This is a genomic window from Halobacteriovorax sp. HFRX-2_2 (assembly GCF_043196705.1).
In the GTDB taxonomy this organism is placed as follows: domain Bacteria; phylum Bdellovibrionota; class Bacteriovoracia; order Bacteriovoracales; family Bacteriovoracaceae; genus Halobacteriovorax_A.
Genome location: NZ_JBEBMT010000001.1, coordinates 732,627 through 750,425 on the forward strand (window position 1 = coordinate 732,627; position 17,799 = coordinate 750,425).

Annotated in this window: 15 protein-coding genes; 3 read left to right on the forward strand and 12 right to left on the reverse strand. The window is 36.2% G+C overall.

What is annotated here, in order from left to right; translation table 11 throughout:
• Positions 1-7: 7 nt before the first annotated feature.
• Positions 8-1,537 (reverse strand): hydroxymethylbilane synthase, encoded by a 1,530-nt coding sequence (hemC, locus tag ABMA79_RS03575; protein WP_393090346.1) that lies wholly within the window; start codon positions 1,535-1,537, stop codon positions 8-10.
• A gap of 223 nt (positions 1,538-1,760) precedes the next feature.
• Here hemC and ABMA79_RS03580 point away from each other — a divergent pair, with 223 nt between their 5' ends.
• A complete protein-coding gene (locus ABMA79_RS03580) occupies positions 1,761-3,092 on the forward strand; it encodes a S8 family peptidase (RefSeq protein WP_393090349.1) in 1,332 nt (443 codons plus the stop codon).
• A gap of 50 nt (positions 3,093-3,142) precedes the next feature.
• Here the strand turns inward: ABMA79_RS03580 and ABMA79_RS03585 are convergent, their stop codons facing one another.
• The 5 genes from ABMA79_RS03585 to ABMA79_RS03605 form a co-directional block, all read right to left on the reverse strand.
• Positions 3,143-4,126: a hypothetical protein gene (locus ABMA79_RS03585; RefSeq protein ID WP_392856265.1), complete on the reverse strand. Its 984-nt coding sequence runs from the start codon at positions 4,124-4,126 to the stop codon at positions 3,143-3,145.
• Position 4,127: 1 nt separating this feature from the next.
• Positions 4,128-4,958 carry an HlyD family efflux transporter periplasmic adaptor subunit gene (locus ABMA79_RS03590; RefSeq protein WP_393090352.1) on the reverse strand — a complete coding sequence of 277 codons (831 nt, stop codon included), beginning with the start codon at positions 4,956-4,958 and terminating at the stop codon, positions 4,128-4,130.
• 8 nt (positions 4,959-4,966) lie between these two features.
• Positions 4,967-7,102 (reverse strand): ATP-binding cassette domain-containing protein, encoded by a 2,136-nt coding sequence (locus tag ABMA79_RS03595; protein ID WP_393090355.1) that lies wholly within the window; start codon positions 7,100-7,102, stop codon positions 4,967-4,969.
• 8 nt (positions 7,103-7,110) lie between these two features.
• Entirely contained in the window at positions 7,111-8,757 is a 1,647-nt protein-coding gene (locus ABMA79_RS03600; RefSeq protein WP_393090358.1) for an ABC transporter transmembrane domain-containing protein, read from the reverse strand.
• A gap of 71 nt (positions 8,758-8,828) precedes the next feature.
• On the reverse strand, positions 8,829-9,725 hold the full coding sequence (locus ABMA79_RS03605; RefSeq protein ID WP_392856257.1) for a hypothetical protein: 897 nt from the start codon (positions 9,723-9,725) through the stop codon (positions 8,829-8,831).
• A gap of 300 nt (positions 9,726-10,025) precedes the next feature.
• Here ABMA79_RS03605 and ABMA79_RS03610 point away from each other — a divergent pair, with 300 nt between their 5' ends.
• Together ABMA79_RS03610 and ABMA79_RS03615 are read left to right on the forward strand one after the other, a co-directional pair.
• Entirely contained in the window at positions 10,026-10,349 is a 324-nt protein-coding gene (locus ABMA79_RS03610) for a hypothetical protein (protein WP_392856255.1), read from the forward strand.
• 29 nt (positions 10,350-10,378) lie between these two features.
• Positions 10,379-12,007: a PhoU domain-containing protein gene (locus tag ABMA79_RS03615; protein WP_393090361.1), complete on the forward strand. Its 1,629-nt coding sequence runs from the start codon at positions 10,379-10,381 to the stop codon at positions 12,005-12,007.
• Here ABMA79_RS03615 and ABMA79_RS03620 read toward each other — a convergent pair.
• The 6 genes from ABMA79_RS03620 to ABMA79_RS03645 all read right to left on the reverse strand — a co-directional run bounded on the left by ABMA79_RS03620 (position 12,004) and on the right by ABMA79_RS03645 (position 17,708).
• A complete protein-coding gene (locus ABMA79_RS03620) occupies positions 12,004-12,585 on the reverse strand; it encodes a hypothetical protein (RefSeq protein WP_393090364.1) in 582 nt (193 codons plus the stop codon). The genes ABMA79_RS03615 and ABMA79_RS03620 overlap by 4 nt on opposite strands.
• Positions 12,586-12,652: 67 nt before the next feature.
• Complete coding sequence (locus ABMA79_RS03625) at positions 12,653-13,417, reverse strand: hypothetical protein (protein WP_393090366.1); 765 nt, start codon at positions 13,415-13,417, stop codon at positions 12,653-12,655.
• 90 nt (positions 13,418-13,507) lie between these two features.
• Positions 13,508-14,791, reverse strand: coding sequence for a S8 family serine peptidase (locus ABMA79_RS03630; RefSeq protein WP_393090368.1), 1,284 nt, complete (start codon positions 14,789-14,791; stop codon positions 13,508-13,510).
• A 67-nt stretch (positions 14,792-14,858) separates the two neighbouring features.
• The gene (locus ABMA79_RS03635) at positions 14,859-15,794 is read right to left on the reverse strand and encodes an endonuclease/exonuclease/phosphatase family protein (RefSeq protein ID WP_393056132.1); all 936 of its coding nucleotides are present in this window, start codon (positions 15,792-15,794) and stop codon (positions 14,859-14,861) included.
• A complete protein-coding gene (locus ABMA79_RS03640) occupies positions 15,795-16,556 on the reverse strand; it encodes a hypothetical protein (RefSeq protein ID WP_393090371.1) in 762 nt (253 codons plus the stop codon).
• 87 nt (positions 16,557-16,643) lie between these two features.
• On the reverse strand, positions 16,644-17,708 hold the full coding sequence (locus tag ABMA79_RS03645) for a hypothetical protein (protein WP_393090374.1): 1,065 nt from the start codon (positions 17,706-17,708) through the stop codon (positions 16,644-16,646).
• Positions 17,709-17,799: the final 91 nt, after the last annotated feature.

Here is a 17,799-nt window from a genome sequence, read left to right on the forward strand (position 1 = left end):
AATAATCTTATTTTTTTAGCCAAATTTTAAACTCTTCCATGCTGGCAAATGGACGTACTGTGATATCTTCTTTTGAAAGTTGTTCAAATGTCTTACCAAGTCCACATGCATGAAACTTATCTTTAAGCTCTGGTAGGTGTTCAATATAAGTTTTGTACTGAGAGTAGCTTGTCCAAAAGAATACATCGCACTGTCTAAGCTCATCGAAAAAGTTCTCACGTACTTCTTTGTCGCTTTTTTCGTATGATTCAAATACTTGGCCATAGTCAGAGTAAGAGTCTTTATGAGTTAAAATAGTTAGCTCTTCTTTTGGCCCATTCAGTACTTCAATGGCCTTTGAATCACGAATCTTATCTAGTACATCTTCACCAAGTCCGTCACATGATCCATGAACCCACTGGCCGTTTTGTGCCAAGAGCTTCCAAGTAGAAGTACCTGCTGTATAAACAGATTTTCCGTGATTCTTTAGAAGGCTTACACCATAGCGTGCAGAAAGAAGAATGTCGTTATTTGGCACGCGTGCATTCTTTAGCGCTTCTTTGTGAATTAACTCACAATAGATATATTCTTGTTCTCTGTGGTCTGCGTGTGGAAGACCAATAAAGGCTTTCGCTTTTGAAGCAGGTGATGGAAAGCTTCCTTCAAGGTGTCTTTCATAGATGACCTTGTCGTCAACTTTTCCTTTGTGAGTATGAATATAGTAGTCGCCCTTTTTCGTAACGTTGATACCAACTGCTAGGTGACAACCACCTCCGTAGCTTGCAAATGCTTTACGCTCACGGCTTACTTCACTTACAGTATCTTTATCTTGAAGTTTTTGAAGCTTTTCTTCTAGCGCCCCATTGTCATCACGATTCTCTAGGCATTCGATTCCAAGAGCTCCTTGAGAAGCTGCTGCTGGAAATTGGCTATGCGGAAGAACTGCATAAGTCATTCCTGCCAGTAGTACTTCTAGCTCTTTTCTTGAACTCTCTGTGATGGCAAGTCTTTCAATACCTGGCATAGCAAGTACAATGGCATCGTAATTATCTTCTCTAAGCTTTTGAATACGTGAATTTACGTTTCCGCGAAGCATTTTAGTCGATACCTTTACGTTATCTCCGTAAGGTAGAAATTCAGAAAGAGAACTTTCAATATTTACAATTCGACGTGGAGACGATGTTCCAACAACAAATTCTGTCAGTTCTTTGGCCATAAGCTTACTAACCGTTTCTTCTTTAATTAAAAGAATATCGTAAGCGTATGCTCTTTTTGAGATTGCAGCTAACTTAATACCTTCTGGCCTATCACTTCCTAGGTCCTTGTATGAATGTACGACTAAGTCGATCTCTCCCTGAAGCAGGGCCGCATCTAATTCTTTTGTAAAAAAATCTTTTCCCTCAAGTTGCCAAAGTGGCTTATCAACAATTTGATCACCTTGAGTTTTAATTACTTTTAATTCAAACTCGTCACCAGTTAGTTCTTCGAGTTGATCTTTTACTTGATTACATTGAGTCAGGGCCAATAAAGAGCCACGTGTTCCGATGATGTATTTCAAAATAAATCCTTGTTTATGGTGTGAACGTAAAATACATTAGATAACTTACTTTTTTGTCATGAAATTGTCATTAAAACCAAGTATGCGCGACGAGTCTATTGTTTGATTTTTAACTGAAGTGGTCCCATCTCCGAGTGAAAATGTAAGAAAAAGACATTTTCTATATCGTTTTTTTATATATACACTTAAGTCATTGAAATTTTATTAGCAAAAGGAATTGCAAATGAATCGATCGATCTTAATAGGGACAGTCCTAATTTTATTAGGTTTTTTCCTAAATATCACAGCTAAGGCATCGTCTCTTAGCATCAACCCAAAACGAATTATTGTAAAGTTAAAGAATGGTAAAGAAATACCATCGATAAACGGAATAAAAAAATCAGTTTACTTTTTTGAAACTACATATGTTCTCTACACAAATGGTGATGAAACCCTTCTTGATAAATTAAGGTCTCACCAAGATATTCAAGATGCTCAGTTTGATACATTCTCAAAACGTGAGCCACTTCCAACACCTGTTGAAGCGATTGAATCAGAATCAGTTGAGGAAGGTGATGAGATTTACAGCTCTGTTTTAAATGATCCTAAACTTTCAAAGCTATGGGCATTTAAAGATGCAAGTAAGCACGGAATGAGTGTTAACAGAGCCTATGAACAAAGTGGACTGGCCTCGTCTAACGAACCAGTGATCGTTGCAGTTGTCGATACTGGAGTTGATTACAACCACGAAGACTTAAAAGATGTTATGTGGACAAACGTAAATGAAATTCCAGGCAATGGAATTGATGATGACGGCAATGGTTATATTGATGATATTCACGGTATCAATACTCTAGAGCGTGACAGTGATGGAAATGCGACAGGGGATATGATGGATGGCCATTCGCATGGAACTCACGTTTCTGGAACAATTGCAGCAACTCAAAATAATGGAGTTGGTATTGCTGGTGTTGCTTCCAATGTTCGCATCATGGGACTTCGCTCAGTTCCTAGCTATGGTGATGAGACAGATGTTGATATCGCTGAAAGTTTTCTCTATGCTGCAAGAAATGGAGCAAAAGTAATTAACTGCTCTTTTGGTAAGTCTCATAATGAAGGCGGAATATTAGTAAAAGAGACAATCGACTATATCGCTAAAACTTATAACACTCTGGTTGTTGTGAGTGCAGGTAATAGTTCTCAAAATATTGATACAAAATTAACTTACCCTGCTTCTTATGACAGTGAGGGGATGTTAGTTGTCGCTTCTTCAACTCGCTATGGACGCTTTTCTTATTTTTCAAATTACGGTTTTGTAAACGTTGATGTTGCAGCACCAGGTTCTTCTATTTATTCAACGACTCCAGGGAATCGTTATGGAAATATGTCAGGGACTTCCATGGCCTCTCCTAATACGACAGGAGTTGCTGCTGAAGTTCTTTCAAGACATCCTTATTTAACTGCCGTTGAATTAAAAAATGTATTAATGAATAGTGTGACAACAAAGTCCTCAATGGATGGTGACATCCTAACAGGTGGGGTTGTTGACCTCTATTCTGCTTTAGAAAGTCTTTAATTTATAGAGGCCCTAGAACTAGGGCCTTTTTTATCTCTTATCATTTCGTCCTAATGCCAAAGCTTAAATTTTTCTTGATGTGGGATATTGATCTCAACAATATTGCCAGGGCCAATATAATTTAACTCTATTCCTTTCGTACTATTAGCTATTGCAATGCCTTTTTCTGTCTCATTAATCGAGTTACTTAGGTTAGGCCTTAGGTATTTCTTAAAATTAAAACCATCTCCACCATCAATAACAGAGATACGGTATGAATCCTCTAGCTTTTCATAAGTTACAATGACCGCTTCTTTGTTTCGATCGCAAAGTATGTCGAGGTAACTTTCATAGTCACCATTATCCTTTACTTTTTGTCGCTCATTCTTATCGATTTTTAACTGTCCATGTTCTAGGGAGTTTAAAATGATTTCAAAGAAGGCTCTTTCTTGCGTAATCGTTGCGTTGGTAAATAGTTTTAAAGTTCTGGCACAGCTTGCAATATCGGCCAATGTCCTAAGATGCATTTGCGCATTGGTGACGATATCAAGGCCACTATTATGATCGATAGAGTAATTGATGATCGAGTTAATTCTTGATTGAAGTTTTATTTTTGAGTTTGCAAGTTGTTTAATGAGGGGGAAGCTTTGAAGATCGATAAAGTCATTCAAGTCATTTTCAAGATAATGTGATTTACGCTTTTCTGTAATCTCTTGTGCTAAGACAATAATAGGTATGTTTGAGAAACGTGGATATTTTCTTAATGTTGAAAAGATTGAAAGATCCTTATTTAAGTCTGAGTCATAAAAGAGAATAAGGTCGATATCGTTTTTCTTAACATTAGCAAAGACTTGCATGATCATCGAAATGCTATCTCGTTGTACTATATCATATGTATCATCTAGGACTGTCGTTAGTCGTTCAGTAATGCTTTCATTGTTGCTTATAATGAGAACTTTCGATTTCTCTGACTGAGTCTCTCGTTCTTTTAAGTCCTTGCTTGCACTAGCTTCACTTGTGATTTCTTGAACCGCCTGTTGTATTCTTTTAAACATATTATCTCTCCGTTAATGCGTAACTTAATGAAGTATCGATCGGCTGAAGTAGGTAACGTAGGATACTCTTTTCCGCTATTTGTATATCTGCGTGAACTTTCATTCCTGGAAGAATTAAGTTTCTTTCCTGGTTCTGCCCAATATAGTTTTTAGAAAGTATCACCTTAATCTTATGATAACTTGATCCATTACTTGTATAAAATACACTTGGGGATATGGACTCAATCCATCCGGAAACAACTTGATTGCGATGGGTTTGATGAGAGGTGACTTTTATCTTTACTATCATCCCTTCTTGAAGAGGCGCTAAGTCTTGTGGGGTAATTCTTACGGTCGCGATTGGCCTATCATCTATTGGAAGGATTTTTACAATATTCCTGTCTTTACTTACATTTGTTCCAACTGCTTTATAGTCAACCTCATTAACAATTCCAGTAATAGGTGATCGAATTAAGAGGATCTCTTTACTGACTGAATTATTATCTTTATTCTTTTTTTCATCAATAAGGGTGTAGAGTAAATCACCCGCCTTTATGTATTGTCCATTCATGACTTCAAGAGAATCTAGGATTCCTGATTTATTGTGCTTGATAAGGTGTGTGATTGTGGTTGCTTCAATTTCTCCATTGGCCTGGATGACTTCGTTAACTGTTGAGAAGGAAGACCATGCAAAGAATGCTATCACCGTAAATAATGAAAGAAGGATAATTGACTTGGATACATATGGGATTCTTGCTTCTTCTAAGAGAAGGTCTTGTCCGATATAGTCTGTTTGCTTAGCATAATCAAGACTACTACCAAACGAGAATCTTTTTCTTTTATTCTTCATCATTATCCTCCTTATATGAGGGCGTTCTCTTCAAGGTATTCAAAGAGTTTGTCCTTTGTCCCGGAAGTGAATTCTTTGTTAGGTGCCATGTAGATTATATTATCTGCTTCTTTCAATATTTCTTTGTGTTCACTACAGAAAACTACGGCAAAGTTTTTCTTAGATAGTTTTAAAAACTTCTTTAATAGCTTGAACTGTTTGTTAATTATGCTTGAGGGAATATCTTCAATGAGAACGACTTTTGCCTGAGTGCAAAATGGAATTGCTAAAACTATTGCAGAGTATAGTTCATTTGTGATTTTTAGTTTCGATTCGCCGCTAAGAGGGGTGTCAATAGTTAGTCCATTTTCCTCAAGAAGCTCTCCAATTCCAAAGAATCCCAAATATATCATGATATCATCTCGAGTGATTAGAGGATTAATATATTTGATATTTTCGTAAATACTCATATCTTTCAATAATGACTTCTTTAAGTTTAGCGTTAGGATATGCTGTCTAAGATAGAGTGTGTCGAATTGTCTATGATCGATTCCCCCAATGAGAATTGAGCCTGATTGGGGAAGGTAGGTTTTGTTGAGTAGTTTTATAAAAGCACTCTTTCCTGATCTTGCACCACCATGAATGCCATAGACCTGATTTGGCCTTATTTTTATATTGATATCACTGAAGACATTTTCCAATGTATCTGGGTATTGAAAAGAGACTGATTTAAAATTTATTTCAAAATTTTTCGTATAAAGATCCTCACTTGAGCGGTATGTTCTCGTCTCACTTCTTTCACAAAAGAGCTTGTGCAATTTTCTAAATGAGCAAGATATAGAGTCTAGTCTTTGTATTGAACTCGGTATTTGTTGTGCTGTTGTGAGTATATTCCAAACTAAAACTAAAACAGCGATAAAGTTAGCGATAGCTAATTCTTGATTCCAAACAAGTAGCAGGCCTATGATTGTGGATGCCAAGACAATCGTAATGGTGATGACTTTTGAGAAGAACTCTGTTCGGTAGGCATTCATCTTATATTGTTGTTCCTTAAAGCAAGACATTGAGCTAAGGGATGATAAACGATTTGAAAATATTGGAAATAAGTTCTCCAGATAGATCTCTTCAGAACCTCTTTTAAGTTCATTGACTAGATTATTCTTATTTTCATGTAATTGATCATAGGTTTCTTTCTTGATTCTTATCTTCGTAAGCTCTGAGTAATAAAGAAAAGTTACCATTGGTGCGAGAAAAACGAGAGGGATGGCCATCTCCCATGATAAGAAAAAAATTGGAAAAATGAGAAGAGTATTAAAAATTGTGTCAATGAGCTTCAGGTTATTTTCAGATGAAAGAAATTTGACAGCATCTTTAATGTCCTCAAAACGGTTAACCTGAAAGTCAATTTTTTCGATCTCCCTTTGATGATCTGACATTGTGGATATTTTTTCTAAAATTGCTATCTCGAGAATATAGTCAATGCGGTTTGTACACCAATTGATAATATTTGATCTAATACCACGTGCAAAATAACTAATTACTTGTAGTAAGATAATTCCAGATGTTGCTGGGATGAGGACTTCTAAAGGCCTAGCTCCAGTGATCATTTCGTAAATAATAAGAACATAAATAGCAAAGGCCAGTGTGCTTAGTGTATTGATTAAAGATAGGATGATTAGCTTCGATAATTCTTTTTTAAACCTTCTCGTAATCGCCCTTGTCCAAGAAGAAAATTTCTTATTTGTATTTCTAAATATCCTTTCATTTCTAAGCTCTACTTCATTAAATTCCCTAATTAAGAGTGTATATTTGATAGGGAAGCTATCAATATCAATTTGTCGTTTAAGGTCATGGTCATTTATGAGATAGAATTTTCCTTTTTCTTCATCTTTTTCTTTTTCGTAAGTAAGTATTAGGTGATCATTCTTTGCACAGAAACCTTCAAGATCGATATTTGATATTAATAAGCAGGGAAGCGCGTCGATTTCAATATTTTTTAATTCAAGCTCTATTTTTTTTGCCTCAAGGCCGATCGTTGCTAATGCGTTTATCAAGTCAATTTCTTTCATATGACGATATGACATTAGTATTTCATTTACATCTTCACTGTAGTCATCTTGATACTTTAGTTCCATGAAATTATGAAAGATCATTTTTATATTGGACATACCTCTCCCTAGACTAAGTAAGTATCAATCTCTCCGATACGATTGTTCAGAAGATCACGGTTACATAGTTTTAATAAGTTTCTATCTCTTGTGTTTACGAAGATTATTCGGGACTCTCTAATACTTGCTATATAATTAAATATATTGATGTAATTCTCACGATCAACTCCTGCTTCAAATTCATTTAGAACGATGACTTCAGGCTCAAGTGCAAGTTGTCTGGTAATGTAGATAAGCGATTTCACTTCATCAGAAATATTATCTTCGACTTCAGAAGTAAGCTTTGTATCGAGTCCATGAGGAAGTTTTTTTATGATTTCACCTAGTCCCAAGGTATCGATATAGCTCTGGGCCTTCTTCTCATTAACAAGCCCGAATGAAGTAATGTTATCCCTTATTGTTCCATTCCATATATTTGGCCTAGCATTGATAATGGCGATATTTTTATAAAGGCTTAGATCATCAATATCTGATAGTTTTAAATCATCGACATAGACTTTGTTTGTAATAGACCTAAGATTTGGAGCAAAGAGAAACTCCTTTGTGTCTTTGTCTTGATTCTTTAAAGAGATAGTATCACCCTTCATGAAAGGAATCTCATGCTTCCTTCCTCTGATGTAAATGGGGATTACCATTGAGTAAATCTTATCAATATTTACCTTTTCTTTTTCCTGCGATCTTCCTCTTGGGTGAACAATAATATCCGTCATAACTTTTACTTCATGAATCTTTCTTAAGGCCTTAAATATTTTATCTGTTGGCGCGATACAACGATTGGCCAAAATTAGTGACGCTGCAAGGGCGCCAATACTCATCAGGCCATTAACCACTAAGTAAGATCCCGTCGCTATGATTGCGACAGATGTGAGCTGTAACATAAGTTGACTCAGATTAAAGTGAAAGTATGCGTAACGACCAAGCAAATAGTTATTCTTAGTTACCGCTGCCTGTTTCTTTTTGAAACGATTATTGAATAGGTTGATTCGACCAAATTTTCTTAGGAGAGTGAGGTTATCTAAAATCTTATAAAGTAGGTTGTTTTGCTCAATATCTGTTATATGTTTAAGCTGAATGATTCTAGTCATTCTCTTTACGGCGTAAAAAGAAACCATCATATAGACAGAGAATGCAACAAAGGGCACGAAGGCCATTAATGGATTGAGGTAGAAGAGAAAACCAAAATAAAGACATAGAAATGGAAGTTCTAATAATGTGACAAAACCTTTGCCCGCAAAAAAATCTTTATTTCTTTGTATTTCCTTTAGTGAGTATTGGAAAACTCCAACATCATAAAAATCAGTGTCGGTAATTATTTTCTTTATCAACTCTTGTGATTGTTTATTTTCAAATCGTGCTGATGCGAAGGTTACAAAGTAGTAGCGTAAGTACTTTAGTGCTGACTCGGCCAAAACAAAGAGTGTAAGCCCAAAGAGAAGGACAATGGCGCTACCTGTATTGTGGCCCGGAATGATACGATCAAAGAGCTGCATTAGAACAACTGGTAAGGCCAGGGATGTTGTACTTATGACTAGACTCAACGTTAATAAGATTCTTAAAGAAATAAGATCCTTATTAAAGACTTTTGAATTCTCTCTTATCCATTTCAGTGTAGTGGATGGAATATGGCCGACACTGCTTGGGATATTTATTTCCACGACGTCTCCTACAGTAATTTACTGTAGATGACTGATCGACTAAGTTATCGGTGCTTGTGAGTTAATTAAAACTAAAGATTTGCGCGAACGTTTGCCAGATGCTTTGCTCTTTTTTCAACAAGAGTTTCAATGGCCAATTTTGCTTGATCTAGCTTCTCAATTTTTTCTTCATCTAACATTTTACCGTGATTAAGAATATCTCCTAAACGGTAAACACCTTGTTTCTTATCAAATTGAGTATCAATGACAGAAGGTGAGCCAAGGTCGACAAAGATTGAGTTGCTTGGACAGTGACCAGCAAAGAACTCTTCAGCAAAGATCTTTCCTGAACATCCAATTGTGTTCACATAGCTATTGAATTTGAAGTATTCGCTATAATTCTTCCACTCAATTGCCGTGATATTGATATTAGGAAAATCGTTGATGATTTCTTGTACTTTTTGTGGGTTTCTTGCACTAATGTAAACATTGTATTTTTTCATTAAGTGCTTAATTGAATCTCTTGCGAGTTGTCCTGATCCTAAAATAAGGACATCACCAGAGTCGTACTTTGATTGAATGATTCTTCTTGTAATACCAGCATAAGATTGTTGTCCAATCTTAATGAGGTGTTCTTTTCTTACTTCCTTAGCGTCTTTAAAAAGTTTTTCTAAAACTCTAAGAATAAGTGAAGAACGAATATCTTCTTTAAGGTAATTTGAAAAAGCTTCCTTGAATTGGGCAACGATTTCACTTTCACCTTTGAGTTTACTTTGTAGGCCGCAAATTGTTTCTAAGAGAAAGTGATATGCTTTTTTTCCAAAGTAGTATGTACCTAGTTGAGTGTCTTCTTGAGAAAATTCTGATGTCGTTAAGATAATCGTTCTTTGACATGTAATAAGAACAAACGCACCTGGCATTTTCAGTAGGTGAGTTGGTATATTTTCACTCTTCGTTTGAATGTTTAATAGGTGTATTTTTTGTAACAAAAAATCGTCCTTGCACTGTGTCGTCTGTGGTCCCTGTGACTAAGATTACCGAAATCGATACCTAAAAGTGTCATGGAATTGTAGACCCTGTTTTTCTTTATCCGTCTTTATAATTTCTATGTGATATTGCCCTAATTTGTATTGTCTGAGTGTATTAGTCAATATCTTCTTCCATAATATTACTATCTTATATATCTGGATTGGGCGCCAATAGAAAATCTATATGGTGTCATCAATACTTGTTCAAAGATGCCTAAAATCCTTTTCACAGCTACAATTCTCTGCTAATTTGTGCCTATCATGAGCTCAATCACTAACAATGCAAACGAAGTAGATAAGAAGAAACCAGAGCAGAAAACTGCGCTACAGTCCTTTCTGGAGCGACTAAAGGCTCCATTCCTGGCATTTGATCGCAAGGTCGATGGTGCTATCTCGTTCTTTATCGCTCACTACGGTAAAACAAAATTTATGGTGGCCATGTCAAAGAAGATTCAATATCTAGGTATTGAAGGTCTTTGGAATAAGGGCCCAAAAGCTTTTATTTATTTTTTCCTATTTTATCTGATCCGAGATACAATACTCTATATTATTATCCCTATTTGGCTGGCCAAGGCCACTTCGTAAATCACATAAGGATTTGTATCAAATAAGTCATGGAATACTTGCAAACGATTTTATTTTTCATTTCGGGACTCGCTATTTTCTATTACGGACAACGAATTATCTCTGCTGGTATTCAGAGTTTGGGTTCTGGTGCAATTAAGCATATTGCCTCAGATATTGATGGTAAGAATTTTGTCGTCAACTTCTGGAATGGGGCAAGACTTAGTCTTTTGGCCTTCTCTCCGACGATGGCCAATATCGTGACGGTGGGCCTCGTTAATGCAAATCTAATAAGAAAGAATCGTGTGATACCAATGTTATTTGGTTCAGTTATTGGTGCAGTTGCTATCTTTCTTATATTAATGCTTTCAAGGCAAGAGCTGGCGCTTAATCTAATGGCATTTGCTCTTATTATTGGATTGATATTTTCTCAGCGTTTTGTAAGAAAGCTTACTAAGTTACTCTTTGGACTGGCATTTCTATTTTTAGGAATCTCAGTCATGCATGAAAGCTTTGTGTCTCTTTTAACTTGGGACTTCGTTCAAGATCTAGTGGTGAGATTTGTCGACTATTCTTTATTTACAAATCTCTTAATTGGTTTTGTTATTGGAAGTGTGATCTCTTTCATTTTAAGAAGTCAAACAATGACATTAGCAATTGCTGTTGTCATGATATTTACAAGAGTCTTTCCAGCTAGTATTTGCTTCTCAATTATTTGTGCCTCAACACTAAGTTCGTTCTTTATTAATTTTAATACTGCACGAAAGGTTGCCAGGCCTCTTGCGATACGACTTTCTCTTCACCCACTTGTTCACTACTTAGTTGCTACATTTGCTAGTTTCTTACTTATTGTCATTATCGACCACAATGTTGAAACAACGGTGGGGAATCTTGGCCTCATTATAGTGGGACAATTCTTTGTGATCTCATTAGCAATCTTAAATTACTTCTTCTTTAAGAATATTGTGTCTGAACTGATTAAAGGAATGTATCCAGATGCGAAGTTTAAGGATCGCCCAAAACTAAAGTTCTTGGGGGAGAGAAGACATATTTCATCAACAATGGCCTATGTTTTAGTCGAGTTAGAGATTGGGAAATTACTGGATATTGTTTCAAGAATGTTTGAAAAATGTCACGAGTATATTGAGAGTCCTACCAAAGGTGCTCGAGCTTTAGCAAAGATTAAAGATTACGAAAAAATTATTGATAATATTCAATTAGAAATTAATGATTTTATCTCAAAAGTAATTGCTAACGGTGCTGAAGAGGTTGAGAGTCGCAATGCCATCAAGCTTATGCAAATTGCCTCTGATCTTGAACAATTGGCAGATAGCCTCGATAAGCTTACTACAATGCTCACTAAGTATTATGAGAATTGGAAGTTATCAGCTGATGAAACAGACCGTCTACTAAGTTACTTTTCTGAAGTACAGTCCCTTTACCAAAGAAGCATTGCTGTCTATAAGGGGCAAGTTGCAACTGAAGAAGAGATCAATGAAGTCGTTGTTAGCACTCGTGAACTTAAGAGACATCTTATGACTGAAAGAGAGGACTTTGCGAAAGTTCACCATAAAGAGGATGGACGTAAGCATATCTATTATTCAGATATGATGACATCGATTTCAGTGGTACGTGCAAATGTTAGAGAGGTCTACTTACTCCTAACAGGTGTTATTTAATTCCACTTATTAGTTAATTCATTCTTACACACAATAATTGGTAACTCTTTCACAATTGTGTTTTGATTCTTATTTATTTCGTAGGGAAAGAATTTTTTTGTCGAGGCAATCTTTCGATCAATCATACTTTCCTTGTGTCGTCGCGAGGCCTTAACTTTACGGTAACGAATGCACTTCTTTCCTCGCATTCGAACACACTGCTTTATAAGAGCAACCTGATCAATTTGATTTTCGTAATATTGAATTTCTTTTTCGAGCTCATGTTTTGTATTTGTAATGGGGATAAACTCTTCTCCCTTTGTCGTTCTAATACGATACTTTCCAAATGGCCGATTTGGCCTAAGTGTTAGGAGGTCTTCTTTCGCCCGCAAGTTTATGTCTAACTTATACTCATAACAATTATAATTCTCGTCTATGACCTCACTCTGGACATCAATGGAGACAATTTCAATATCGAAGAAGTTAGGAATTTCATAGAAACTTCTCGTGATCTCGGATAGGCGCGATTCTTTAGGGCGCTCTTGAGTACAAGATAAGGCCACTAGGAAGATTAAGGGGATGATTAGTAGAGCTTTCATAGAAATATGATAGGTTCTACTTAATCTTAATTTAAAGGTCGGTAAGGCTTAATTTAGTTAAAGATTCCTAAAACCAAAGAGCTTGCATACGTCTAAATGAGATATCTGTATATTCAATCTCTTCAGTACTTGAGGCAAGTCCTCGTCCAACATTAACTTTCTTCTTTGTTGAGAGGTTGTCGATTAGAAGCTTATTGAAAACTAAACTCGTCTTAACTAAAGAGTTCGCACCTTCACTTGTACCAGCTGCAACTTTATCACTCTTTGCAAGAGTGATATAGTTCTCAAAAACGTAGTAGTTATCAGAGAAGCCATTGTCACATAACTTTGTTAGTTCATAGTGAGTTCGATCCATATGCTCTTGCATCGCAAGTGGGAGAGTACTCTTAGTCGCACGCTCTCCATCATATGGTAGATGCCAAACGATATTTTCAATGCTGTCATCAATCTCTTCTTTTAGCTGATAATCCCAAATACGTGGTTTATCATTGTATGAGATGAATTCTTGGTGAAAGTATGCACAGGTCTTAACTTCTTTTTTGAAGCTTGGATAGAGCTGTGAAAATGTTAGGTATTGTTCATAGAGCGAAAGAAAGTAAACTTTCTTATTATCAAGTTTTGAAATATCTTTAGTAGGCTCTTCTCCAACACTTGCTGGGCCACGACTTTTCTTTTTAAAGGCCCTAATTTTATAAGAAGGGATCGGGTTAATTTCACTATCAGAGCGGTCTTCAAAACCTGCAATTTTGTTTTCAATTGTTTCAGTATGATGTGTGCCAGTAGCACAGCTCATTAATGAAGATAGTAAGATTAAAGTTGCTAATTTGTTCATATGATCCACCTCTTATCTATTCTTATCGTCAAAATAGATAAGAGGTTTAGGCAAAATATGCTCATTTTAGATGAATATTTAGCTTAGATATTATTTAAAATAATAACGAGCAAGCCCTAAAGCTCTTTCGTGGTCAAGGGTTCCACCACTTGTGCAAAGGTTGCTTAAAGTAGTCAGTTTCTTGGCCGACTTCTCCAGTATGTCTTTAACCACTGAAGCTTCAATGTCTTTCTTGTAGTATTGGGCCATGGCAAAGATCATTGCTGCAGTATTCGTGACTTGTGGTGCAGCTTGAGATGTTCCGTTAATTGGAATATAGCGATCTCCTGGAGTACATGAATTAATAGCAACTCCTGGTGCAAAGATCGTCACAGTCTTCTTTCCAAAATTAGAAAAGTAGGCCTTGTCTTTATTGTGTTCGTCAATTGCTGCTACTGAGATCACATTGTCTGCAATGATCGACGAAGGATAGTGAAGAAGTGTATCGGTATCATCCTTCTTATTTCCAGCAGAGAAAACAAAGAGCATTTTTGGATACGTTTTTACAACTGCCAGGCCTTTGTTCATCAATCCATTCATATAGTCATCACGCATTTGAGTAATGAGCTTTTCGTATTTTTTATTAACCTCTTTTTCACTTAGGTCGAATTCATCTTGGAAGTGGCCATTGATCATATCATAGGCAGGCTCCCAGCTCTGTCCCCAAGAGGCATGGTAAATATGAGAAAACTTTGATGAGTACTTCACTGTCTCACTCATTTTAGCGATCATCCAGTCCTGATAATAAGTAAGATAGTTTTCAATATTTCTAATCTTAAGATATGACTTCTTATACTTGCTAGGAACAAAATCTTTCTTTGCAAATAGGCCAACAGGATCGTCTCCGAGATAGCGAATCGGTAGAAATTGAATATCATTAGATTTTAATTCGTAAGGCAGGGCCTTTGTATTCATGGCCAAACAAGCAACGTGTGAGCCGTGAGTATATGAAGAGAAGTCATCTCGGCTATCCATGAAATCATCGTCTTTACGAATTTCTTTGTACCACTCAAGTTCACTCTCAGTGGCCGTTTTAAGAGTCTTCTTTTTTCTAACTTCGTAGTATTCAAAAACTCTTGGATCAAAAGTACCAATTAGGCTTGAATCAAAAACCTCTCCTGAGTTTTGAATATAATTCCACCCATTAAGATCATCGACTTTGCCATTGTGATCGCTATCCTTGCCATTGCTATACTCAAGTTGATTTGTATAGAGTTGACCTTTAAGATCAACATGGTTGATATCAATTTGATTATCACTAATAGCAACAACAGATGTTGCAAAAGTTGGTAACGCAATAAGCCAGATTAGTATGTGTTGTGTAATTTGATGCATAGAAAATTTTTTAAATGATCTTTTTCATCCTTGCAATTGCATCGCGTAATTTTAAGATTCTTCAATCTTATTTCAATAGCTTATAAATTGCATAAACAGGGTAGTGGTCTGAAGGATTATTCCAAATATCAGAGCGTTTGCGCGGCGGGCCTAATACCTTACCCACAGAATTGCGATAGCGGTAAACGGCCGCATCTGTAATTTGAGATTTAAATCTTTCATCGATAAAGAGGTAATCCAGTTGTAGTGGATGTGCTGCCTGGCCGACAAATTGATAAAAGGTCGTTCGATATTCAAGTGGGAGTTGAAAGATTCCCAAAACATCCTTGAGATTTGTTTCACTATAAAGTGAAGAAAATTCTTCGTCCGTATTCTCACTTGAAGCATTGCCATTGAAGTCACCACATAGAATGACTGGGGTTTCATTGTAGAGAGTACACTCTTGTTTATAGACGTGAACTAATAATTCGAGTTCTGCCTTTCTTCGTCTCGCTGAGCGAAAGTCATGACCGGTGTCATCATCACGTTGTGACTTTAAGTGAACATTCAATAGACTCATTATATGTTGTGTCTTTTCTTGATCTTTAAAGATTCGCAGGTGAGAGAAGTCTCTTGAAAGAAAGTAATTAGTCTCATCTTCATCGTGTAAGCTAAATTCAATTTCCTTTTCCGTATGAGATAGATGCTCAAAGTAAAAAGGAAGCCCTTTTCTTACGAGAAAAGCATTCTCGATTCCACGGTCACTATTGCCTTGGTTGTGATAGACCTCATATTCGTTAGATAAGTAATTGTCATTGAAGTAATGGAGGCTTTCAATATAGCCAATTTCTGTTAGTGCATAGATATCAGCGTTAACTTCATTAAAAACAGTACGAAGCTGATTAAGGTTTAATGGTGACTTGAAGTAGTTGAGGTTTGGCGGATGATCAAAAGCATCCTTGATAAAGAGATTCTCTAGGTTATAAACACAAAGCTCAATTTCTTCTATTTGTTTCTGTTGCAATTAACAGCTCCATCCAAAAATATAGCGAAAGTACTTCTTCGCTCTTACATCATAGATAAGCTTACAATATGCACTCTGGTAGAGCTTTTGACTATTGATTTCCTTAAACTTAGTTAAGAGCTCTTCACTGCAAACGGCACCTTGTATTTCATGATTCACAAAAGCTTGTGTGTAGAGAGAGACTTTCTCATTTTCAACTTTAAACTTAAAATCGACCCCGCGATACTCTTGTTGAAAGAAGATTGCGTCCCCATTTGTATAAAAGGGAAGAGTGTGACGAGGTATAATAATAGGCTTCTCTTGTCCTTCTTTAAGCATAATATTAGGCAGAATATCTTGAGAACTTTTTAATTCTTTTGTGCTTTTAAGAAATCTGATCCCTTCGTAGATTGGTTGCCTATCGTTTATGATCTTTCCAAATTTATCTTTTTGTGGACGATGAAAATTACACTTGGATTGGTAGGTGATTGTATCATTGTCTTTTGGGAGAGTTGTCCAGAATGTGAAAGGAAGGCCATGCTTAGCTGCAAATTCCTTTTTCGTTTTAAGACTACCTTTTAAGAAAGTCCTCTTAAACGTCTCTGATATACTACCCATTTTTGTTGTACATTCTGAATTCTCAGGACACCCTTTTATAAGGTGTTCAACCATATGAGGTTTAAACTCAACCTCTTCAATTACCTTTGGTGGAACTTGAGGACTTAGCGCAATCGAAAAATGAGCGATATTAGTAATGAGAAGTGCTTTTAAGTATTTATTCATATCTAAATTGTATATGGAATTTGAATATTTCTCAAAATAAAAAAGCCCGCTTAATGCGGGCCTTTAAAGGGGGGAGGGGTATTTTTATTATTGTGATCTTGAGTTAACTGATCCACCTAGGATAAAGTCAATTTGATCATCAACTGTGTACTTTTCTGTTGTTTCACCTCTGCGGATATCATTGATCGTTGGCTGGTTTGGATTAACACGATCGCTATTTCCTTTTTGGGCCATGAAGTTTTGCTTTTCTTGAGCTTCAAATTTTACGATAACTTTTTGCTCATCTTCATCGCTATCAATCTTTGCAGAGTTTACTCTTGTTTCAATCGTAGTCTTTGTTTCAATATCATCTAAAGTATCTTTTTCATTTACTGGGTTGTTAATACATTCTAGTTTCGAGAACTCAAGCGCTCTAATATCACTTGCAAATGTTGAAATTTTTCCGTTGGCCTGTAGAACTCTAAGGTCTGCATTAAATTCCATACGCTCTTTTCTTGATGTTTCAAAGTCTTCTGTAACAGTTCCTGACTCTACATTGTCACCAAGATCAAAGATTCCTCTCTTTGTGATTTTAAAAGCCGCTGAAGAACCAGCTCCATCAAATCTCGTCTCTAGTTGATCACTAACTTCTTGAGGTGTGCGAACTTGTCCCATATGCTCTTTTTCAGCAATTGAAACGAGTGCACTCTTTGCTTTTGCTTTCTTGTCTCCTAAGATATTTTGGCAAATTGCATTTGCATCAGAAATCTTTTGCAGATAGATCTCTTTGTTACCGTCAAACACCTTATACTTTAGTGATGCACGGTAAGCGATAATAGGTGAGTTATCATAGTAGTCTCTTAGGTCTTCTGTTGTCAGTTCAATTGACTCACGATCTTTGATGAAGTCAGCATGCTTCTGCTCATCCTTTGCAATATTAGTTTGCTTCTTTTGAAACTTCTCTTCTGCGATCTTATACTTTTCTAGATCACATCTTTCTTTATATTTATTGTACCTTTCTTGGAAATCTTTATCGAAATCGCTAATCTTCTCAAAACCTTTTCTTTCAAATTTTCTCTCCACGATCGTACAAATATTTGCATAAGTCGAAAGTGGAATTAATCCAGTGAAGATGGCAACTTTAATCAGTGTCGATAGATTTTGCTTTTTCATAGTTTCCCCATTTGGTTTTCATTTTTAAAATTAGATACTATGTATAAAGCAATAGGTGTGCCAAAAAACGGATAGGCCAAGTTGTTGAATT